Consider the following 20,305-nt stretch of genomic DNA (forward strand, 5'->3'; position numbering starts at 1 on the left):
TCCGTCAACCCTTCATCATGTTCACGTCTTCAACCGCGATCGAGCCGCGGTTGCGGAAGAAGACGACGAGAATGGCAAGGCCGATCGCCGCCTCGGCCGCCGCGACGGTCAGCACGAACAGTGCGAACACCTGGCCGACCAGATCGCCGAGCGCCGCCGAAAAGGCGACGAAATTGATGTTGACCGCAAGCAGGATCAGCTCGATCGACATCAGGATGACGATGACGTTCCTACGGTTCAGGAAGATGCCGAACACGCCGAGCGTGAACAGGATCGCCGATACGGTCAGGTAGTGCGCGATGCCGACGACCATCTCAGACTCCTTCGCCCGTCTTGACCTTGCGGATTTCCACTCCGGTTATCGGCGTGCGGCCGACCTGGGCGGCGATCGACTGCCGCTTGACGCCCGGCTTGTGGCGCAGCGTCAGCACGATGGCGCCGATCATGGCGACCAGCAGCACCAGCCCCGCCACCTGGAAGTAATAGAGGTAATCCGTATAGAGGATGTCGCCGAGCGCCGCCGTGTTGGAGCGCGCGGCCAGGTCCGGGATGGGCTTCGAAACCGTCGCCGCCAGTTTCGGCGCAAATGTGTAGCCGCCGAGCACGATGATCAACTCCGCTGCCAGGATCAGGCCGACCAGCGCGCCGATCGGCGCGTATTGCAGGGCGCCTTCCTTCATCTCGGCGAAATCGACGTCGAGCATCATCACGACGAACAGGAACAGCACCATAACCGCGCCGACATAGACGACGAGCAGGATCATCGCCAGGAACTCGGCGCCGGTCAGCATGAACAGGCCGGCGGCGTTGAAGAAGGTCAGGATCAGGAACAGCACCGAATGCACGGGATTGCGCGCCGAAATGACCATGAACGCCGATGCCACCGCGACAAAGGCGAAGAGGTAGAAAAAGGCCGCCTCTAGTCCACTCAGCATGGGTTCCCCGGGTTTCCTGTCCGAACAGGACGTTCGTCCTGTTTTTTGCCACCGCCTCCGGTCGGCAAGTTGCGTGTTCCTTAAACGAGGCCCCTCGCCCCGTCCATGCGTCAAATATCAGCGGTAAGGCGCATCCAGCGAGATGTTGCGCGCCAGCTCACGCTCCCAGCGGTCGCCATTGGCCAGAAGCCTGTCCTTGTCGTAATAAAGCTCCTCGCGCGTCTCCGTCGCGAATTCGAAATTCGGCCCCTCGACGATAGCGTCGACCGGGCAGGCTTCCTGGCAGAAGCCGCAATAAATGCATTTCACCATGTCGATGTCGTAGCGCACGGTGCGCCGCGTGCCGTCATTGCGGCGCGGGCCGGCTTCGATGGTAATGGCCTGCGCCGGGCAGATCGCCTCGCACAATTTGCAGGCGATGCAACGTTCCTCGCCGTTCGGATAGCGGCGCAGCGCATGTTCGCCACGGAAGCGCGGGCTGACCGGCCCCTTCTCATGCGGATAATTGATCGTCTCCTTCGGCGCGAAGAACTGGCGCATCGACAGGAAGAAAGCACTGACGAAATCCTGCAATAGCAGTGACTTGGCGGCCTGGGACAATGCTGACATCAGGCAAACCCCGTGATCTTGAGGAAGGCGGCGGTGGCGACCACCATGAACAGCGAGATCGGCAGGAAGACCTTCCAGCCGAGCCGCATCAGCTGGTCGTAGCGATAGCGCGGCACGAACGCCTTCACCATCGAGAACATGAAGAACACCAGGCAGACCTTGAGCACGAACCAGATCAGCCCCGGCACCCAGGTGAACGGCGCGAAATTGAAGGGCGGCAGCCAGCCGCCAAGGAACAGGATGGTGGCCAGTGCGCACATCAGGACGACGGCGACATATTCGCCCAGGAAGAACAACAGGAACGGCGTCGAGGAATATTCGACCATATGGCCGGCGACGAGTTCCGATTCGGCTTCCACGAGGTCGAAGGGCGGACGGTTGGTTTCCGCCAGCGCCGAGATGAAGAAAACGATGAACATCGGAAACAGGGACAGCCAATGCCAGTCGAGGAAGGTATTGGGCAGGCCGATCCTCGTGCCCAGCCCATCCTGCTGCGACAAAACGATATCGGTCAGGTTGAGCGAGCCGACGCAAAGCAGCACGGTGACGATGACGAAACCGATGGAGACTTCGTAGGACACCATCTGCGCCGCCGAGCGCAGCGCACCGAGGAACGGGTATTTCGAATTGGACGCCCAGCCGCCCATGATCACGCCATAGACCTCGAGCGAGGAGATGGCGAAGACATAGAGGATGCCGACATTGACGTTGGCGATCGCCCAGCCCTCATTGACCGGGATGACCGCCCAGGCTGAGATCGCAAGCACCGCCGACACCAGCGGCGCCAGCAGGAAGACGCCCTTGTTGGCGCCGGACGGAATCACCGGCTCCTTGAAAACGAATTTCAGCAGATCGGCGAAGGCCTGCAGCGTGCCCCACGGGCCGACGACGTTCGGGCCGCGACGCAATTGCACCGCCGCCCAGATCTTGCGGTCGGCGTAAAGCACATAGGCGACGAAGATCAACAGAACGACGATCAGCACGACCGACTTCAAAAGGATCAGCAGCGCCGGCAGCACATAGAAGGAGAAGAAAGTGTCCATGTCTACTCCGCCGCCTGCCTGAAGCCGTTCTTCGCCAAAGCCGAGCACTCGGCCATCACCGCGGAAGCCCGCGCGATCGGGTTGGTCAGGTAGAAATCCTTGACCGGCGAGGTGAAGGTGCCCTTGTTCAGCCGCCCGCCGAGCTTGGCCACCCTGGCGATGTCGGCCGGGTCGCCGGCCGCGACATGGTCGATGCGGGCAAGATGCGGGTATTCCGCATAGAGCTTTGCGCGCAATTGCGGCAGCGAATCGAACGGCAGCTTCTTGCCGAGCACATCCGACAGTGCCCGAAGGATCGCCCAGTCCTCGCGTGCTTCGCCGGGCGCAAAGCCGGCCCGGTTGGTCTGCTGCACGCGGCCTTCGGTGTTGACGAAGGTGCCCGACTTTTCGGTATAGGCGGCACCCGGCAGGATGACGTTGGCGCGGTGCGCGCCCTTGTCGCCATGCGTGCCGATATAGACGACGAAAGCGCCGCCGGTCTTGGCCATATCGATCTCGTCGGCGCTGAGCAGGAACAGCACGTCGGTCTCGCCCAGCATGCCGGCGACGTTCCTGCCGCCCTCGCCCGGCACAAAGCCGACATCGAGGCCGCCGACCCGGGCCGCCGCGGTGTGCAGCACGGCAAAACCGTTCCAGTCGGCCCTTGCGGCGTTGACGGCGACGGCGAGCTTCGCCGCCTGGCCAAGCACGGCCGCGCCGTCCGGACGCGCCAGCGCACCCTGGCCGACGATGATCAGCGGATGCGTCGCCTTCTTCAGCAGCTGGAAGAACTTGCCGTTGCCGTCGGCAAGATCCTTCAGCGATTCCGGCCCGGCGCCGAGCTGCTCGTAATCATAGCGCGTATCGCCGACATCGCCGATGACGCCGACCGGCAGATTGCCGGCCCGCCAGCGCTTGCGGATGCGGGCGTTGAGCAAGGACGCCTCGAAGCGCGGATTGGCGCCGATGATCAGCACCGCATCGGCCTGTTCGATGCCTTCGATGGTCGGGTTGAACATATAGCTCGCCCGGCCGAGCGACGGATCGAGTGCGGCACCGTCCTGGCGGCAGTCGGTGTTCTTCGAGCCGAGCGAAGCCATCAGAAGCTTCAGCGCGTAGATCTCCTCGACGGCGGCAAGATCGCCGGCAATGGCACCGATCTTTTCGGGTGCCGCATTCGACACCGCTTCCTTGATCGCGGCAAAAGCCTCGGCCCAGCTTGCCGGCGCCAGTCTGCCATCCTTGCGCACATAGGGCCGGTCGAGGCGCTGCGTGCGCAAGCCGTCCCAGATGAAGCGGGTCTTGTCGGAAATCCATTCCTCATTCACCGCCTCGTTGGTACGCGGCAGGATGCGCATCACTTCGCGGCCTCGGCTATCGACGCGGATCGCCGAACCAACGGAGTCCATCACGTCGATGGATTCTGTCTTAGTCAGTTCCCACGGCCGTGCCTGGAAGGCGTAGGGTTTGGAAGTCAGCGCACCGACCGGGCAAAGGTCGATGACATTGCCCTGCAGTTCCGAAGTCATCGCGCTTTCGAGATAGGTGGTGATCTCGGCATCCTCGCCGCGGCCGATCAGACCGAGTTCCGATATGCCGGCAATCTCGGTGGTGAAACGGACGCAGCGCGTGCAATGGATGCAGCGGTTCATGATGGTCTTGACCAGCGGCCCGATATACTTGTCTTCGACCGCCCGCTTGTTCTCGTGGTAGCGCGAGGAATCGACGCCGAACGCCATCGCCTGGTCCTGCAGGTCGCACTCGCCGCCCTGATCGCAGATCGGGCAATCCAGCGGATGGTTGATCAGCAGGAATTCCATCACGCCTTCGCGCGCCTTCTTAACCATCGGCGTGTTGGTGAAGATTTCCGGCGGCTCGCCATTCGGGCCGGGGCGCAGGTCGCGCACACCCATGGCGCACGACGCCTGCGGCTTGGGCGGGCCGCCCTTCACCTCGATCAGGCACATGCGGCAATTGCCGGCGATCGACAGCCGCTCATGGAAGCAGAAGCGCGGCACTTCCGCGCCGGCGTCCTCGGCCGCCTGCAGCAGCGTGTAGTGGTCGGGTACAGTGATCTCTTTCCCGTCGACCTTGAGCTTTGCCATTTCGCCTCAAACCCCTGCGGACGTTCCGCAATCTTTCCTTCCGGACACAGCCGAGACCGCGCACGATATTGAATTCACTTTTTGACCCCGGCCAACGCGGCCGCCTGACCGATCCAGCCGTCACGGCCGATACGGCCCTTCAACGACAGGTAGTCTTCGATCCAGGCGATCTCTTGCGGCGTCCACGCGGCAATCTGGGCGTATGTCCAGATGCCAAGGCCGTTCAGCACCTTTTCCAGTTTCGGCCCGATGCCTGATATCGCCTTGAGATCAGCCGGCTCGGCTGGCCGGTCCATCGGCTTGGGCTGCTTGAAATCTTCCGGCATCAGCCCGGCCGACGCGTCCGCTGCAACGGTGCTCGCATTCGCCAAGCTCCGCGCCGCGGTGCTCGTCGCAATGTCGGTCACATCGTTGGCGAAGGACTGCGCCTCGGCAATCAGGGTTTTGGTCGCTGCGCGCGCCTTTGTCGAGGAGCTTTTACCGGTCGCGGAAAAGCGTTCCGTCCGGGCCTCGAAATCCTCGGCGACCGGCTGCCAAAGCCGCTGCGAGGTCTCGGCCGCGCCCGAAAGCACTCCCATCCAGATGCCAAAGGCGTGGTTGGCAAGACCGATGCCGAGTGCCGCCATCGCCGCCGCACTCGCGACAGGATGCGCCAGGAGATTGACGGCATTGGCCATCTCCTTCGGCATCATCCTGGTCAGATCCTGGTTCATCTTCAACAACGGGTCCATATCGGGCGTAAAATCGTCGGGTGTCGAAAACAGCGACATAGGTGGTCTCCTGGTCGTTTCCGTCTGCCCCGCGCTCGTTTCCTCGTCTCGGACATTCGCCCGCATTTTTGAATTCTTCTATTCTGCCGCCGCCAGCACCGGTTCGGCGCGGTGTGCGTTGCGCGAAAACTCGTCGATGCGCCGCTCCACCTCGCCGCGGAAATGTCGCATCAGGCCCTGGATCGGCCATGCCGCCGCGTCGCCAAGCGCACAGATCGTGTGGCCCTCGACCTGCTTGGTCACATCGAGCAGCATGTCGATCTCGCGCTTCTGCGCCTCGCCGCGCACCAGCCGTTCCATCACCCGCCACATCCAGCCGGTGCCCTCACGGCAGGGCGTGCACTGGCCGCAGCTTTCGTGCTTGTAGAAATAGGAAAGCCGCGCGATCGCTTTCACGATATCGGTCGATTTGTCCATGACGATGACAGCTGCCGTGCCGAGGCCCGATTTCAGGTCGCGCAGCGCGTCGAAATCCATCGGCGCGTCGATGATCTGCTCGGCCGGCACCAGCGGCACCGACGCTCCGCCCGGAATGACCGCCAGCAGATTATCCCAGCCGCCACGAATGCCGCCGCAATGCGTCTCGATCAGCTCGCGGAACGGGATCGACATCGCCTCTTCGACGGTGCACGGATTGTTGACGTGGCCGGAGATGCAGAACAGCTTGGTGCCGACATTGTTGGGCCGGCCGAAGGACGAGAACCAGGCGGCACCGCGGCGCAGGATGGTCGGCGCGACGGCGATGGACTCGACATTGTTGACCGTCGTCGGGCAGCCATAGAGGCCGACATTGGCCGGAAATGGCGGCTTAAGCCGTGGCTGGCCCTTCTTGCCCTCGAGGCTTTCGAGCAGCGCCGTTTCCTCGCCGCAGATATAGGCGCCGGCGCCATGATGCATGTAGATGTCGAAATCGTAGCCGGAGGTGTTGTTCTTGCCGATCAGCTTGGCCGCATAGGCCTCGTCGATGGCGCGTTGCAGCGCCTCGCGCTCGCGGATGAACTCGCCGCGCACATAGATGTAGGCGGCGACCGCGCCCATGGCGAAGCCGGCAATCAGGCAGCCCTCGACCAGCGTGTGCGGGTCATGGCGCAGTATGTCGCGGTCCTTGCAGGTGCCGGGCTCGGATTCATCGGCATTGACGACGAGATAGCTCGGCCGGCCGTCGCTTTGCTTGGGCATGAACGACCATTTCAGCCCAGTCGGGAAGCCGGCGCCGCCACGTCCGCGCAGGCCGCTGGCCTTCATCTCGTTGACGATCCACTCGCGCCCCTTGGCGATGATGCCGGGCGTGTTGTCCCAGGCACCGCGCGCCATGGCGCCGGCCAGCGACTTGTCGAAGCGGCCGTAGATGTTGTTGAAGATGCGGTCTCTGTCCTGAAGCATTGCTCGTTCCTCAGACCGGCTTCTTGCCGGTCGGCCGGCTCTTGTTTCCGGGCGACGGCTTGGCCGCCTTGGCGGCGGCCTTCGCCGGTTTAACCTTGGCCTCCGGCGCTTTGAAAGCAGACGCCGGCTCGGCCTTGTTCTTGGGGCCTTTGCGCTGTTTCGAGACGTCCTCGACCTGCGACTCGGCCTTGTTGGCATTGGCGGCCGAATGCAGCGGCGCTGCAACGCTCGCCGCCTTTTCCGCCGCGGGCGCGACTTTTGTCGCCGACGGCGATTTCAGCGCCGGGCTGGTCTCGACCGCGTCGGTCTTCGGCTTGCTGGCATTCGAGGGCGCAACCGGCGCCGGTGCAGGCGCGGTCGAAGCCGCAGACGGAACTGGTGCTGCGGCGGCAGTCGCCGGCCCCGCCTTGGTCGCCGCCTTGGTTTCCCGGTCGCGGGTTACCTTGAGGATCGCCTTTTCACTCTTGAGGGTCGTCAGGCCACTGGCCGGCTCTGAGGTGACGCGGCCGTTTTGCGGTCCTGGCGTCACCGAAGCACCCTTGCCGGCGTCATAGAGGTCGATGATCTCGGCAAGCCGCTCCGGCGTCAAATCCTCGTATGTGTCCTTGAAGACCATAACCATCGGTGCGTTGACGCAGGCGCCGAGGCATTCGACCTCCTCCCACGACAGCGTGCCCTTGTCGTTGGTGTGGAACTGGTCGTGATGGATCTTCGAGCGGCACACATCCATCAGCGATTCCGAGCCGCGCAGCATGCAGGGCGTGGTGCCGCAGACCTGGACATGCGCGCGGGTGCCGACCGGATTGAGCTGGTATTGCGTATAGAAGGTGGCGACTTCTAGCCCGCGAATATAGGGCATGCCGAGCATGTCGGAGATCGTCTCGATCGCCGCCTTGGTCACCCAGCCTTCCTGCTCCTGCGCCAGCATCAGCAAGGGGATGATCGCGGATTGCTCGCGCCCCTTCGGATATTTCTTGATCCACTGCTTCGCCGCTGCCGCATTCGCCCGGTTGAAGGCGAAGGAGGCTGGCTGGAGGCTGGCTTCTGCGAGACGGCGGACTGACATTTAGCGATCGACCTCACCAAAGACGTATAGGTTCGTCATCTTGCTGCGGCCTCCTTACAAAGTTTCGCCGTACCGTCGAAACATTGGAAAGTCGGCGAATTTGTCATGACAGGCGGGCAAACGCCGGATTTACCAGCCAAGCGAGCAACAAGCCGCGCGAACCCTGTTTTGCCGGAAGCGGCTGCCGATACCTCCGCCTTAGAGAAACTCGCGCCATCCGGCGCTGCGACGCTACACTCGCATGTATCTCTCTTGAAATAGAAAGCATCGACATCGGCGGATTCTGCTGTCGCACTTTCTTGCATGCCAAGCGTGACGTAGCTCAGCTTGAAGTGCTGCTTCACAAGATCGGAAGCATCGATAGAGGCTCCGCACTCGATTGCATATGCAGGGTGCATTGCGACAGCAATGACGATTAACGTGAGGCTCAGAATGCGATTCACCGATCGACCTCACCAAACACGATGTCGAGGGAGCCGAGAACGGCGGTGACGTCGGCCAACATGTGGCCGCGGCACAAAAAGTCCATCGCTTGCAGATGCGCAAAGCCGGGGGCGCGCAGCTTGCAGCGGTAGGGCTTGTTGGTGCCGTCGGAGACGAGATAGACACCGAACTCGCCCTTCGGCGCCTCGACCGCGGCATAGACCTCGCCGGCCGGAACGCGGTAGCCTTCGGTGTAGAGCTTGAAGTGATGGATCAGCGCTTCCATCGAGCGCTTCATCGCCGCGCGCTTCGGCGGCACCACCTTGCCGTCGAGGTTAGACACCGGCCCGCTGCCCTCCTTACCGAGCAACAGGTCGACGCACTGGCGCATGATTTTCGCCGACTGCCGCATCTCTTCCATACGCACCAGATAACGGTCGAAGCAGTCGCCGTTCTTGCCGATCGGAATGTCGAAGTCCAGCTCGGCATAGCATTCGTAGGGCTGCGATTTGCGCAGATCCCACGGCGCACCCGAGCCGCGCACCATGACGCCGGAAAAGCCCCAGGCCCAAGCGTCGGCCAGGGAGACGGTAGCGATGTCGACATTGCGCTGCTTGAAGATGCGGTTGCCGGTCAAAAGCGCGTCGAGGTCGTCGACCGACTTCAGGAACGGGTCGATCCACTTGCCGATGTCCTCGATCAGCTTCTGCGGCAGGTCCTGGTGGACGCCGCCCGGCCGGAAATAGGCCGCGTGCATGCGCGAGCCCGAGGCGCGCTCATAGAACACCATCAGCTTTTCGCGCTCGACAAAACCCCAGAGCGGCGGCGTCAGCGCGCCGACATCCATCGCCTGCGTCGTCACATTGAGGATGTGCGACATAATGCGGCCGATCTCGGAGTAGAGAACTCGAATAAGCTGCCCGCGCTTCGGCACCTCGATACCGAGCAGCCGCTCGGCGGCGAGCGCAAAGGCATGCTCCTGGTTCATCGGCGCGCAATAGTCGAGCCGGTCGAGATAGGGCACGGCCTGCAGATAAGTCTTGTGCTCGATCAGCTTTTCCGTGCCGCGATGCAAAAGCCCGATATGCGGATCGACGCGATCGACGACTTCTCCGTCAAGCTCCAGCACAAGGCGCAAAACGCCATGCGCAGCAGGGTGTTGCGGGCCGAAATTGATATTGAAGTTGCGAACGGAGGTTTCAGCCATTTACTGCTTTGCCTTCTCATCTCCCGGAAGCACGTAATCCGTACCTTCCCACGGAGACAGAAAATCGAAATTGCGGAATTCCTGCTTGAGCTCGACCGGCTCGTAGATGACGCGCTTGGCTTCGTCGTCGTAGCGCACCTCGACGAAGCCGGTCAGCGGAAAGTCCTTGCGCAGCGGATGGCCCTCGAAGCCGTAGTCGGTCAGGATCCGGCGCAGATCGGGATGGCCCGAAAACAGCACGCCATAGAGGTCGTAGGTCTCGCGCTCGAACCAGTCCGCGCCGGGATATATGCCGGTGATCGACGGCACCAGCGTCTCTTCGTCGGCCTGGACCTTGATGCGGATGCGGATATTCTGCCTCGGCGACAGCAGGTGATAGACCACGTCGAAGCGCTTTGCCCGCGACGGATAATCTGCGCCGCAAACGTCGATGATCGAAATGAACTGGCATTTCGGGTCGTCGCGCAGGAAGGTCACCACCTCGATCAGGTCGCGCGGCTCGACCGAGATAGTGAGTTCGCCATAGGCGAGCACCGCTTCGCCGATCCGGCCGGTCAGCTTCTCGCCAAGATAGGTCGAGAGGTCATTCAACGCCTGGGTCATGCCGCTCACCGTTCGATCGTGCCGGTGCGGCGGATCTTCTTCTGCAGCAGAAGGATGCCGTAGAGCAGCGCTTCAGCGCTCGGTGGGCAGCCGGGCACGTAGATGTCGACCGGCACGATGCGGTCGCAGCCGCGCACCACCGAATAGGAATAATGATAATAGCCGCCGCCATTGGCACAGGAGCCCATCGAGATGACGTAGCGCGGCTCCGGCATCTGGTCGTAGACCTTGCGCAGCGCCGGCGCCATCTTGTTGGTCAGCGTGCCGGCGACGATCATGATGTCGGACTGGCGCGGAGACGCGCGCGGCGCGACACCGAAACGCTCGCTGTCGTAGCGTGGCATCGAGGTGTGGATCATCTCGACGGCGCAGCAGGCGAGGCCAAAGGTCATGAACATCAACGAGCCGCTGCGCGCCCAGGTGATCAGCGCCTCGGTCGAAGTGACGAGAAAACCCTTGTCGGCGAGTTCGTTGTTGATCTCCAGGAAGAACGGATCATCCTCCCCCACCGGTCTGCCGGTGTTGGGGTCGATGAGGCCCTTGGGCTTCGGCGCGACGAGCGTGCCGGAACTGTCGTTCAATCCCATTCCAGCGCTCCTTTTTTCCATTCATAGGCAAAGCCGATGGTCAGCACCGCCAAAAACACCATCATCGACCAGAAACCGAGCATGCCGATCTGACTGAACGACACTGCCCAAGGAAACAGGAAGGCCACCTCCAGATCGAAGATGATGAACAGGATCGACACCAGGTAGAAGCGGATGTCGAACTTCATGCGGGCGTCGTCGAACGAGTTGAAGCCGCACTCATAGGCGGAAAGCTTTTCCGGATCGGGGTTGCGGTAAGCCACCAGGAACGGTGCGGCGAGCAGCGCCAGGCCGACGACCAGCGCCACGCCGATGAACAGGACGATGGGCAGGTACGAACCTAAAAGTGCGTTCATGCTGCAGTTTTCCGTTGGCGGCCAATCCACTCTGATTACAGCACCGGACCCACTTGCGGAAGCGTGACAGATTAACCACTGAACCGTTTTAAGGGGGCTCTATGCTGCAACGCGGCGAGGGTTAGCGCAGCGCTTTCGGCGAAGCAAGTCAAACCTTGTTCAAATCGCGGTGCTGGACGGCATATCCGGGAAAACTGGTCCGATCCGCTCCTGTTTGATTTCCTTCACTTTTCACTCCACTTTTCTCTCCTGACATAGATGCCGCCAAAACCTTGCTAGCATGGGGCGGAATCGCAGCTCATTTTCTCTGTCTAACATCGTCCGGATACCGCCTTCATGAAGGAAAAAATCTCGCTTGCCCTGGCCCGTCGCATTGCGCTTGCGGCACAGGGATTCAATGACCCGCGCCCCAGCGGCACGCCTGACCGCCGGCATCTGGCCCGGGTGCTTGCACGTACCGGCCTGCTGCAGATCGATTCCGTCAGCGCCGTGGTTCGCGCCCATTATATGCCGCTCTATTCGCGGCTTGGCCCCTACAAGCTGGCGCTGCTCGACGACGCCGCGGTGACACGCAAGCGCATGGTCTTCGAATATTGGGCGCATGAAGCCTCGTTCCTGCCCGTCGAGACCTATCCGCTGATGCGCTGGCGCATGCGGCGGGCCGAGCGCGGCGAGGAAATGTACAGCGGACTGGCAAAATGGGGCCGCGAGCACGCCGCCTACATTGAGGACATCTATCGCGAGGTCGCTGAACGAGGCCCGATCGCGGCGTCGGCTTTCGAAGGCCAGAAGGGCTCGGGCGGCTGGTGGGGCTGGAGCCATGCCAAGCATGCCTTCGAATGGCTGTTCTGGGCGGGCCGCATCACCACGGCGCACCGGCGTGGTTTCGAGCGGTTCTACGATCTGCCGGAGCGCGTGCTGCCGCCAACGGTACTCGCTTTGCCAGTTCCGTCCCCCGCGGACGCCCACCGCGAACTGCTGCGCATCTCCGCCCGCGCCCATGGCGTCGCCACGGCGGGCGATCTGCGCGACTATTTCCGCCTCTCGCCCGCCGACATCAAGGGCCGCATCGAGGAACTGGTCGAGGCTGGCGACCTGTTGCCGGTGAGCGTCGAAGGCTGGAGCAAAACAGCCTATCTCCACAAGGACGCCCGTTTGCCGCGCAGGATCGAGGCGCGCGCCTTGCTTGCGCCGTTCGATCCCGTCGTCTTCGAGCGGTCGCGCACCGAGCGGTTGTTCGACTTCCACTACCGCATCGAGATCTACACGCCGGCCGAAAAGCGCCAGTATGGCTATTATGTGCTGCCGTTCCTGCTCGGCGACAGCATCGTCGGGCGCGTCGACCTCAGGGCCGACCGCCCGGCCGGCGTATTGCGCGTCCATGCCGCCTATTCGGAGCCCGGCGCCCCGCCCCAAACTGCCGCCGCCCTTTTCGAGGAATTGAAGCAGATGCAGGGTTGGCTCGGGCTCGAGCGCATCGAGGTGACGGCTGCCGGCGACCTCGGCCAGCCGCTCGCAGATATCGCCGCGTCATAGACGTGCGTTGACACGACTGCCTTCACAAGCCTAAATCCGTTCCAGACGGTCCCCTGCCCGCAACGGCAAGGGCCAAGAGGGAATGCGGTGCGAAATCTCGATTTCAAATCCGCGGCTGTCCCCGCAACTGTAAGCGACGAGCCAAGGCCGAAAACCACTGGGATATTCCCGGGAAGGCGGCACCCAGGCGATGACCCGCGAGCCAGGAGACCTGCCGTCTAGGACATAAGAATCCGATCGCCTGGCGGGTTTTCCGGGCAAGGAGCCTGATTTGGAACGCGACAGCAGTTTTCCGGCTGAGACAGCGGATTTATTGTCCGGCCATGGTGATTCCCCGGCCGGCGTTACCGTCATCGTCTGCTCGTCCTGCCGTGACGAGACCGGTTCGGACGCTTATCCCCGCGCCGGCGAACTGCTCGCCGAGGACACGCGCCGCGCCGCTTCCAGCGAAAACATTAAAATCCGCACCGTCGAATGCCTCGGCAATTGCAAGCGCCGGCTCAGCGCCGCGATGCTGCGCGACGGCTGCTGGAGCTATGTCTTCGGCGACCTGACCACGACCAGCGGCACCGATCTGGTGACGGGGGCAAAGCTGTTCGCTACTTCGACGGACGGCCTCATTCCGTGGCGCGGCCGTCCCGATTGCCTGAAGCGCGGCTTGGTTGCCCGCATCCCTCCCCTCGACCTTTTGAAGGACTTGATATGACTTCCCCAGATTCGGCCGCCAACGTTTCGCGCGTCCCCTGCACCGTCGTCACCGGCTTTCTCGGCGCCGGCAAGACGACGCTGATCCGCCATTTGCTCGAAAACGCCAAAGGCAAGCGCCTGGCCATCATCGTCAACGAGTTCGGCGATATCGGCATCGACGGCGAGATCCTGAAGGGCTGCGGCATCGACACTTGCCCCGAGGAAAACATCGTCGAGCTGGCCAATGGCTGCATCTGCTGCACTGTCGCCGACGACTTTGTCCCCGCGCTCGACCAGATCCTGTCGCTGACGCCGAAGGTCGACCACATCCTGATCGAGACGTCCGGGCTGGCCCTGCCCAAGCCGCTGGTCCAGGCCTTCCAGTGGCCGTCGGTGAAAAGCCGCGTCACGGTCGATGGCGTCATCGCCGTCGTCGACGGGCCGGCGCTGGCTGATGGCCGCGTTGCCAACGACATGGACGCCCTGCAGGCGCAGCGCGCGCAGGACGAGACGCTCGACCATGACGATCCTGTCGAGGAGGTGTTCGAAGACCAGCTCGCTTGTGCCGACCTGATCATCCTGTCGAAGAGCGACCTGCTGGACGCAGCCGGCGCGGCGCGCGCCAATGCCGTCATCGGCAAGCATGTTGCGCGGGCGGTGAAGATCGTGCCGACCTCGCAAGGCAAGGTCGATCCGTCGGTGCTGCTCGGCCTTGGTCTCGCCGTCGAGGACGACATCGAGAACCGCAAGACCCATCACGACGACGAGCTCGACCACGAACATGACGACTTTGACTCGTTCGTCATCGACATTGCGTCGGTGCCCGACCCGGACGAGCTGGCACAACGCGTCGCCACGGCGGCGGAGGAAGAAAACGTATTGCGCGTCAAGGGTTTCGTCGACGTCGGCGGCAAGCCGATGCGGCTCTTGCTGCAGGCCGTCGGTCCGCGCGTCAACCACTATTACGACCGCGCCTGGACCGCTGAAGACGATCGCCGCTCGCGCCTCGTCGTCATCGGCCTGAAAGGGCTGAACCGCCCGGCGATCGAGCGTATCCTCGCCGGCTGATCCCAGGTACGAGCCGCGATGCACATCCTCACCACCACATCCGCCTCGCTCGACGATCTCGCCGAGCCTGTCGATCTCAGGCAAACGCCTGCGGATGTCGTGGCGCTGTCCTTCACCGACAGCGACCTCGCCGGGCTGGCGGCGGCGTGGAAGGCAGATGCGGACCGCCTGCCGTCGATGCGGCTCGCCGCCTTGCGCGACCTGCGCCACCCGATGTCCCTCGACCTCTGGATCGACAGCGTCGCCCGCCACGCCAAGGTCGTCCTGGTCCGCATCCTCGGCGGTTACGACTGGTGGCGCTACGGCTGCGACCAGCTTGCCGTTGTCGCGCGAAATCGCGGTATTAAGCTGGCGCTCCTACCGGGCGAGAGCCACGACGAGGATTTGCGGCTGATTGAAGGCTCGACGCTGCCGCGCCAGGAACTTGATGGTCTGCTCGACTATTTCCGCGAAGGTGGCCCGGCGAATATGACGGCGCTGGTGCAGAGGTTGGCAAGTCTCGCCGGATCGGGTGCGGCGGTCGCTGAACCTGTCAGCGTGCCAAAGGCGGGATTTTACGAGCCGGGACGCGGCGTTATAGAAAGAATGGACTTATCAAGCGTCGGCATTCCTTCGCGCCCCCCTCTGTCCTGCCGGACAGAGGGGGGCGCGACGGAACGCAGCCTAAACCTACCGTCCGCCGAACCCGCCCCCATCATCCCCATCCTGTTCTACCGCTCGATGCTGCTCGCCGCCGATGTCGCGCCCATCGATGCGCTTGTCGAGGCGCTCGGGCAGCGTGGCATAGCGCCGGTCCCCATCTTCGTCTCCAGCCTCAAGGACGCGGCATCGCTCGCCTTTGTCGAAACCGCGTTTGCCGCGCTGAACCCTGCCGCCATCATCACCGCCACAGCTTTCGCCTCGGGCGCCGAACCCGGCGTCGAGACGCTGTTCGACCGCGCCGGAGTGCCGGTGTTCCAGGTCGTCGTCGCGACCACCCGCCGCGACATCTGGCAGAACAACCAGCGCGGCCTGGCGCCCGCCGACCTTGCCATGCATGTCGTCCTGCCCGAGCTCGACGGCCGCATCCTGGCCGGCGCCATTTCCTTCAAGAGCGAAAGCGAGATCGATCCGGCATTGGCCTTCCGCGCCTTCGCCAACCGGCCAGAGCCTGACCGCGTGGCGCAGGTCGCGAACCGTATCGAGGCCTTCGTGCGTCTGCAGCGGACGCCGCGTGCGGAGCGCAAGCTCGCCATCCTGATCCCCGACTATCCGAGCGCGCCCGGCCGCACCGGCTATGCCGTCGGTCTCGACGTGCCGTCCAGCGTGCTGGCGATGCTGCACGACCTGAGCGAACAGGGCTACGCCGTTGAAGGGATTCCGCAAACGCCGCGTCAGTTGCTGGAGGTGCTGGAGCCAGCCGACCAGGGACTGGCTTTGCAGGATTATCTGACCTTCTCGAAGGAATTGCCGCCGGCGGCCATCGCTGCGGTGGAGGCCGCATGGGGGAATACGGATCATGAGACAGGTTCGCGCGAGGCACCCCCCTCTGTGCTGCCGGACATCTCCCCTTCAAGGGGGGAGATTGCGCTGTTGTCTCTGCTTTCGCCAACTACGAAGGGCGTTAAGGGAGAGCCGGCAGCCGAACTGCCAATCTCCCCCCTTGAAGGGGAGATGTCCGGCAGGGCAGAGGGGGGTGTCCAAGCGCCCACCACCGCAAAATTCCCCTTCCGCGCCGCCACCTTCGGCAATATCACCGTAGCCCTCGCCCCTGATCGCGGGCGCTCAGCCGACCGCCGCGCCGACTATCACGACCCGACACTGCCGCCGCGCCATGCACTGATCGCCTTTGGCTTGTGGCTGCGTAAGTCGCTCGGCATCCATGCAATTATCCATGTCGGCGCCCACGGCACGCTGGAGTGGCTGCCCGGCAAGACCGTGGCGCTCAGCGAAAACTGCTTTCCCGAAATCGTCACCGGCCCCCTGCCCGTCATTTATCCTTTCATCGTCTCCAACCCCGGCGAGGCAGCACAAGCCAAGCGACGCATTGCCGCCGTCACGCTTGGCCATCTGCCGCCGCCGCTGACCGGCGCCGGGCTGGACGAAGAGCAGCATAAACTCGAGCGACTGGTTGACGAATATGCCCAGGCCGACGGGCTCGACCGCCGCCGCCGCGACCGCCTGGCGAAGCTGATCGTCGAGACTGCGGAAAAGACCGGCCTCGCCTCAGAGGCCGGCGTCGCCAGGACCGACGCAGCCGACGAAGCCTTGCGCCGCATCGACGCCTGGCTCTGCGATCTCAAGGATTTCGCCATCAAGGACGGCCTGCATATCTACGGTCGCTCGCCTGAGGGCGAAACCGATCCTTTGCGCGAGCAGAGTGCGGCAGCCGAGAAAGTAGCACTCATCGCGGCCCTCGACGGCCGCCATGTCGCCGCCGGTCCGGCCGGTGCACCGGCGCGTGGCCGGCGCGATGTGCTGCCCACCGGCCGCAATTTGTTTACCGCCGACCCACGCACCATGCCGACGCCGACCGCCTATGATCTGGGCAAGGTGGCAGCGGAAGAAGTCGTCCGCAGCTACATGCAATCGCATGGCGACTGGCCGCGCTCGCTGGTCATCGACCTCTGGGGCTCGGCCTCGCTGCGCACCGGCGGTGAGGAGATCGCGCAAGGCCTGGCGCTGATGGGCTGCCGGCCGCAATGGGATTCCGCCACCGGCCGCATCACCGGCATCGAGGTGCTGCCGCCGGCAACGCTCGGCCGCCCGCGCGTCGACGTCACCTGGCGCATATCCGGCCTGTTCCGCGACATGTTCCCAACCCAGATCGCGCTGATCGATGCCGCCGCCAACGCCGTCGCGACCCGCGACGAGGACGATTCGGAAAACCCGCTGGCGGCGAGAACCCGTGCAGACGGCAAGATCAGCCCGCGCATATTCGGCACCTCGCCCGGCACTTACGGCGCCGGCATCGAGGACTTGCTATCAAGCGGCGACTGGGCCGCGCGCGAAGAGATCGGCCGCGCCTATCTCGCCGCCACCTCGCATGCCTATGGCGGCGCCGAGGGCGAAGGCATTTCGGCGCCCGGCGCTTTTGAGGGCCGCATCGCTGAGGCCGACCTTCTGGTTCATACCGGCGACGATCCCGGCCGCGACATCCTCGAAGGCTCGGCCGACGTCGCCTTTATCGGCGGCTTTTCGGCAGCGCTTGCCGCTCTCGGCAAAAACGCTGACGTGATCGTGCTCGACACCACGGATCCGCAAAAGCCCAAGCCACGCTCGGTTGGGGACGCCGTATCCCGCGTCGTACGGGCACGCGCCGTCAATCCGCGCTTCATTGCCGGCCAGATGCGCCACGGGCCGCGCGGCGCCTCGGAATTCGCCGAGACGGTCGACCGGCTTGTCGGCTTTGCCGAGACCACTCATGCCATATCTGGCGCGCTGATCGAGGCCGTGCACGACGCCTATCTCGGCGACCCCGTTGTCCGCGCCTTCATCCTGCGCGAGAACCCGTCGGCGGCGAAGGTCATGGCCGAACGTTTCATGTCGGCACGACGGCGCGGTCTGTGGCATCCGCTGCGCAATTCGATCGATGACGATCTCGCCGCACTGATTGCCGAAGCCCAGGCGCTTGGGGTGGCGGCATGAACGCTTTCTCCCGACGCGGCGCCTGCCCTGCTTTGTCGGCACCGATGCAAACCGGCGACGGGCTGCTGGTGCGGCTCAATCCGGCCGCTGGAGGACTGTTGCCGAAGTCGTTGATCGGACTCTGCGAATCCGCCCTGCGCCACGGCAACGGCATTATGGAAGTGACCGCCCGCGGCAGCTTGCAGATACGCGGCCTGACGCCCGAAAGCGCCCGGCTGCTGGCGATGGAGGTCGATGCGCTGGGTATTGCCGTTCGCACCGGCGTGCCGGTCGAGACTGGTCCGCTGGCCGGGCTCGACCCGCAGGAAATCGCCGATCCGCGCCCGCTAGCGGAGCGGATTCGGGCGGCAATCGAGGACGCCGGCGTCACGCAGCGTCTTGGCCCGAAGGTCTCGGTGATTGTCGACGGTGGCGGACAGCTGACCTTGGATGCAGTGACGGCCGATGCCAGGCTGGCTGCGGTGCGGACCGATGCGGGGACGCAATGGCAGGTGGCTATCGCCGGCGGCGGTCAGACTGCGACGCTACTCGTCATGGCCGAGGAAGATGCGGCCTGCGACATCGCCGTTGCGATCCTAAGGATGGTTGCCGAAAAGGGGCGCGATGCCCATGCGCGGGATTTGACAGAAAGACAGCTGAGATCTCTGGCAAATTGGCGATCCTTGGCGCCCCCCTCTGTCCTGCCGGACATCTCCCCCACTTGGGGGGAGATTGCGCCCTCATCTCAGCTTTCGCCAATCGATAAGCATGCTAAGAGTGAGCCACCGGCGAAGCTGCCGATCTCCCCCCAAGTGGGGGAGATGTCCGGCAGGACAGAGGGGGGCGCGAAGGATCGCCGGCCCATCGGAGTTTTCGACTTGGCTGCAGCCGGAACCGCCCTCGGCATCGGCCTACCCTTCGGCAGCATGCCGGCGAACCAGATCATCGCTCTCGCGCAGAGCGCGCTGGCCCTTGGCGCCACCGAAATCCGCCTGGCGCCGGGCCGCGCGCTGGTTTTCCTCGGCCTCGCGCCAGCGGCCTGCCCGCCGCTCCACCAAGCCGCCGCAACCCTCGGCTTCGTCACCGACGCCGCCGACCCGCGCACCAGGATCGCCGCTTGCCCGGGTGCTCCCGCCTGTGCCTCCGGCCGCATCGCGACGCGCGAAATCGCCGAGACCATCGCCGTGGAAAACCGCGACATCTTCGATTCTTCCTTGACGCTGCACATCTCCGGCTGCGCCAAGGGCTGCGCCCATCCCGGTCCGGCGGCGCTGACATTGGTCGGTAGCGAAAACGGAGCCGGACTTGTCGTGGACGGGACGGCTAAGATGTTTCCTGCCGGATACAGGCCGGGCGATGATGCCTCGCGCGGCATCGGCGGCATTGCAGCGGCAATCCGCAGAAAACGACTCCGAGGCCAGACTGCCGCCGCCTGCCTTGCAAGGCTTGGCACGGCCGGCGTCGTCAAAGCTTACCGACAGGAATGAGCATGCCCGCCCAGAACCCCATCACTTACGACTATATTCATGATGGCACAGCGATCTATGAGCGCTCCTTCGCCATCATCCGCGCCGAGGCCGACCTGTCGCGCTTTTCCGAAGCCGAGGCCGACGTCGCTATCCGCATGATCCATGCATGCGGCCAGGTCGAGGCTGCGCGGCATTTCGTTTTCTCACGCGATTTCGTCGCCGCTGCGCTCACAGCGTTGAGCGCCGGCGCGCCGATCTTCTGCGACGCACAGATGGTCTCGCATGGCGTCACGCGCGCCCGGCTGCCGGCCGGCAACGAAGTGATCTGCACGCTGCGCGATCCGCGGACCGCCGACATCGCGAGAAAAATCGGCAACACCCGCTCGGCCGCGGCGATCGACCTGTGGGGCGAGCGCATGGCCGGTTCGGTCGTCGCCATCGGCAATGCGCCGACCGCCCTCTTTTATCTGCTGGAAAAGCTGCGCGACGGCGCGCCGAAGCCGGCGGCGATCATCGGCATGCCGGTCGGGTTTGTCGGCGCCGCCGAATCGAAGGATGCGCTGGCCGAAAATTCCTATGGCGTGCCCTTCGCCATCGTGCGCGGCCGGCTGGGCGGCAGCGCCATGACCGCCGCCGCGCTCAACGCTTTGGCGAGGCCGGGCCTATGAATGCGATCGCAAAAGGTCGGCTGGTCGGCGTTGGCACCGGTCCTGGCGACCCAGAACTTTTGACGCTGAAGGCAGTGCGCGCGCTGGCTGAGGCCGATGTCGTTGCGCATTTCGCCAAGCGCGGCAACAACAGCAACGCGCGCGCCATTGTCGGAGCCCATTTTCGCGCTGATTTGATAGAGTTGCCGCTGCTCTATCCGGTGAC

General features: G+C 64.0%; 20 protein-coding genes and 1 riboswitch. Of the genes, 7 read left to right on the top strand and 13 right to left on the bottom strand.

All coding sequences use genetic code 11. From position 1 onward, the window contains the following. Window positions 1-4: 4 nt before the first annotated feature. The 13 genes from nuoK to NKH43_RS31375 all read right to left on the bottom strand — a co-directional run bounded on the left by nuoK (window position 5) and on the right by NKH43_RS31375 (window position 11,066). On the bottom strand, window positions 5-313 hold the full coding sequence (nuoK, locus tag NKH43_RS31315; RefSeq protein ID WP_023676620.1) for an NADH-quinone oxidoreductase subunit NuoK: 309 nt from the start codon (window positions 311-313) through the stop codon (window positions 5-7). A gap of 1 nt (window position 314) precedes the next feature. After that, window positions 315-935 carry an NADH-quinone oxidoreductase subunit J gene (locus tag NKH43_RS31320; RefSeq protein ID WP_352861439.1) on the bottom strand — a complete coding sequence of 207 codons (621 nt, stop codon included), beginning with the start codon at window positions 933-935 and terminating at the stop codon, window positions 315-317. Window positions 936-1,052: 117 nt separating this feature from the next. Continuing rightward, window positions 1,053-1,544: an NADH-quinone oxidoreductase subunit NuoI gene (gene nuoI, locus NKH43_RS31325; RefSeq protein ID WP_023676622.1), complete on the bottom strand. Its 492-nt coding sequence runs from the start codon at window positions 1,542-1,544 to the stop codon at window positions 1,053-1,055. Next, window positions 1,544-2,587, bottom strand: a complete 1,044-nt coding sequence (gene nuoH / locus NKH43_RS31330; protein ID WP_352483051.1) for an NADH-quinone oxidoreductase subunit NuoH — start codon at window positions 2,585-2,587, stop codon at window positions 1,544-1,546. The genes nuoI and nuoH overlap by 1 nt, the downstream gene beginning before the upstream one ends. A gap of 2 nt (window positions 2,588-2,589) precedes the next feature. Beyond that, window positions 2,590-4,671, bottom strand: a complete 2,082-nt coding sequence (nuoG, locus tag NKH43_RS31335) for an NADH-quinone oxidoreductase subunit NuoG (RefSeq protein WP_352861441.1) — start codon at window positions 4,669-4,671, stop codon at window positions 2,590-2,592. A gap of 74 nt (window positions 4,672-4,745) precedes the next feature. Beyond that, window positions 4,746-5,441 (bottom strand): helix-hairpin-helix domain-containing protein, encoded by a 696-nt coding sequence (locus NKH43_RS31340; protein ID WP_352861443.1) that lies wholly within the window; start codon window positions 5,439-5,441, stop codon window positions 4,746-4,748. 78 nt (window positions 5,442-5,519) lie between these two features. Further along, complete coding sequence (gene nuoF, locus NKH43_RS31345) at window positions 5,520-6,824, bottom strand: NADH-quinone oxidoreductase subunit NuoF (protein ID WP_023720744.1); 1,305 nt, start codon at window positions 6,822-6,824, stop codon at window positions 5,520-5,522. Window positions 6,825-6,834: 10 nt separating this feature from the next. Beyond that, window positions 6,835-7,890, bottom strand: a complete 1,056-nt coding sequence (gene nuoE / locus NKH43_RS31350) for an NADH-quinone oxidoreductase subunit NuoE (RefSeq protein WP_023720745.1) — start codon at window positions 7,888-7,890, stop codon at window positions 6,835-6,837. 35 nt (window positions 7,891-7,925) lie between these two features. Beyond that, window positions 7,926-8,333 carry a hypothetical protein gene (locus NKH43_RS31355; RefSeq protein WP_023720746.1) on the bottom strand — a complete coding sequence of 136 codons (408 nt, stop codon included), beginning with the start codon at window positions 8,331-8,333 and terminating at the stop codon, window positions 7,926-7,928. Beyond that, window positions 8,330-9,520, bottom strand: a complete 1,191-nt coding sequence (locus NKH43_RS31360; protein WP_023720747.1) for an NADH-quinone oxidoreductase subunit D — start codon at window positions 9,518-9,520, stop codon at window positions 8,330-8,332. Before NKH43_RS31360 ends, NKH43_RS31355 begins: the two co-directional genes overlap by 4 nt. Then, window positions 9,521-10,123, bottom strand: a complete 603-nt coding sequence (locus NKH43_RS31365; RefSeq protein WP_023720748.1) for an NADH-quinone oxidoreductase subunit C — start codon at window positions 10,121-10,123, stop codon at window positions 9,521-9,523. It abuts the gene before it with no gap. A 5-nt stretch (window positions 10,124-10,128) separates the two neighbouring features. Then, on the bottom strand, window positions 10,129-10,710 hold the full coding sequence (locus NKH43_RS31370; protein ID WP_023720749.1) for a NuoB/complex I 20 kDa subunit family protein: 582 nt from the start codon (window positions 10,708-10,710) through the stop codon (window positions 10,129-10,131). Further along, the gene (locus NKH43_RS31375) at window positions 10,701-11,066 is read right to left on the bottom strand and encodes an NADH-quinone oxidoreductase subunit A (protein WP_023720750.1); all 366 of its coding nucleotides are present in this window, start codon (window positions 11,064-11,066) and stop codon (window positions 10,701-10,703) included. Before NKH43_RS31375 ends, NKH43_RS31370 begins: the two co-directional genes overlap by 10 nt. A 336-nt stretch (window positions 11,067-11,402) precedes the next feature. Between NKH43_RS31375 and NKH43_RS31380 the strand changes: the two genes are divergently transcribed. From NKH43_RS31380 to NKH43_RS31410, 7 genes are all read left to right on the top strand, one after another. After that, window positions 11,403-12,602 (top strand): winged helix-turn-helix domain-containing protein, encoded by a 1,200-nt coding sequence (locus NKH43_RS31380; protein ID WP_023720751.1) that lies wholly within the window; start codon window positions 11,403-11,405, stop codon window positions 12,600-12,602. Between the two features lie 29 nt (window positions 12,603-12,631). After that, window positions 12,632-12,835: riboswitch (cobalamin riboswitch) on the top strand. A gap of 38 nt (window positions 12,836-12,873) precedes the next feature. Continuing rightward, entirely contained in the window at window positions 12,874-13,308 is a 435-nt protein-coding gene (locus tag NKH43_RS31385; protein ID WP_352814657.1) for a DUF1636 family protein, read from the top strand. Continuing rightward, the gene (cobW, locus tag NKH43_RS31390; RefSeq protein WP_352861445.1) at window positions 13,305-14,357 is read left to right on the top strand and encodes a cobalamin biosynthesis protein CobW; all 1,053 of its coding nucleotides are present in this window, start codon (window positions 13,305-13,307) and stop codon (window positions 14,355-14,357) included. The genes NKH43_RS31385 and cobW overlap by 4 nt, the downstream gene beginning before the upstream one ends. An 18-nt stretch (window positions 14,358-14,375) precedes the next feature. Continuing rightward, window positions 14,376-17,984, top strand: coding sequence for a cobaltochelatase subunit CobN (locus NKH43_RS31395; protein WP_352861447.1), 3,609 nt, complete (start codon window positions 14,376-14,378; stop codon window positions 17,982-17,984). Beyond that, window positions 17,981-19,450, top strand: a complete 1,470-nt coding sequence (cobG, locus tag NKH43_RS31400) for a precorrin-3B synthase (RefSeq protein ID WP_352861449.1) — start codon at window positions 17,981-17,983, stop codon at window positions 19,448-19,450. Before NKH43_RS31395 ends, cobG begins: the two co-directional genes overlap by 4 nt. Continuing rightward, entirely contained in the window at window positions 19,447-20,100 is a 654-nt protein-coding gene (locus tag NKH43_RS31405) for a precorrin-8X methylmutase (RefSeq protein WP_352861450.1), read from the top strand. Before cobG ends, NKH43_RS31405 begins: the two co-directional genes overlap by 4 nt. Continuing rightward, on the top strand, window positions 20,097-20,305 hold a 209-nt coding region (locus NKH43_RS31410), incomplete at its 3' end, for an SAM-dependent methyltransferase (RefSeq protein WP_352861452.1). The genes NKH43_RS31405 and NKH43_RS31410, both read left to right, overlap by 4 nt.

Origin of the sequence: Mesorhizobium sp. M1163 (genome assembly GCF_040318415.1) — a bacterium.
In the GTDB taxonomy this organism is placed as follows: Bacteria; Pseudomonadota; Alphaproteobacteria; order Rhizobiales; family Rhizobiaceae; genus Mesorhizobium.

Coding starts and splice junctions, on each gene's coding strand:
- nuoK (WP_023676620.1), bottom strand. CDS start 313: ATGGTCGTCGGCATCGCGCACTACCTGACCGTATCGGCGATCCTGTTC.
- NKH43_RS31320 (WP_352861439.1), bottom strand. CDS start 935: ATGCTGAGTGGACTAGAGGCGGCCTTTTTCTACCTCTTCGCCTTTGTC.
- nuoI (WP_023676622.1), bottom strand. CDS start 1,544: ATGTCAGCATTGTCCCAGGCCGCCAAGTCACTGCTATTGCAGGATTTC.
- nuoH (WP_352483051.1), bottom strand. CDS start 2,587: ATGGACACTTTCTTCTCCTTCTATGTGCTGCCGGCGCTGCTGATCCTT.
- nuoG (WP_352861441.1), bottom strand. CDS start 4,671: ATGGCAAAGCTCAAGGTCGACGGGAAAGAGATCACTGTACCCGACCAC.
- NKH43_RS31340 (WP_352861443.1), bottom strand. CDS start 5,441: ATGTCGCTGTTTTCGACACCCGACGATTTTACGCCCGATATGGACCCG.
- nuoF (WP_023720744.1), bottom strand. CDS start 6,824: ATGCTTCAGGACAGAGACCGCATCTTCAACAACATCTACGGCCGCTTC.
- nuoE (WP_023720745.1), bottom strand. CDS start 7,890: ATGTCAGTCCGCCGTCTCGCAGAAGCCAGCCTCCAGCCAGCCTCCTTC.
- NKH43_RS31360 (WP_023720747.1), bottom strand. CDS start 9,520: ATGGCTGAAACCTCCGTTCGCAACTTCAATATCAATTTCGGCCCGCAA.
- NKH43_RS31365 (WP_023720748.1), bottom strand. CDS start 10,123: ATGACCCAGGCGTTGAATGACCTCTCGACCTATCTTGGCGAGAAGCTG.
- NKH43_RS31370 (WP_023720749.1), bottom strand. CDS start 10,710: ATGGGATTGAACGACAGTTCCGGCACGCTCGTCGCGCCGAAGCCCAAG.
- NKH43_RS31375 (WP_023720750.1), bottom strand. CDS start 11,066: ATGAACGCACTTTTAGGTTCGTACCTGCCCATCGTCCTGTTCATCGGC.
- NKH43_RS31380 (WP_023720751.1), top strand. CDS start 11,403: ATGAAGGAAAAAATCTCGCTTGCCCTGGCCCGTCGCATTGCGCTTGCG.
- cobW (WP_352861445.1), top strand. CDS start 13,305: ATGACTTCCCCAGATTCGGCCGCCAACGTTTCGCGCGTCCCCTGCACC.
- NKH43_RS31395 (WP_352861447.1), top strand. CDS start 14,376: ATGCACATCCTCACCACCACATCCGCCTCGCTCGACGATCTCGCCGAG.
- cobG (WP_352861449.1), top strand. CDS start 17,981: ATGAACGCTTTCTCCCGACGCGGCGCCTGCCCTGCTTTGTCGGCACCG.
- NKH43_RS31405 (WP_352861450.1), top strand. CDS start 19,447: ATGAGCATGCCCGCCCAGAACCCCATCACTTACGACTATATTCATGAT.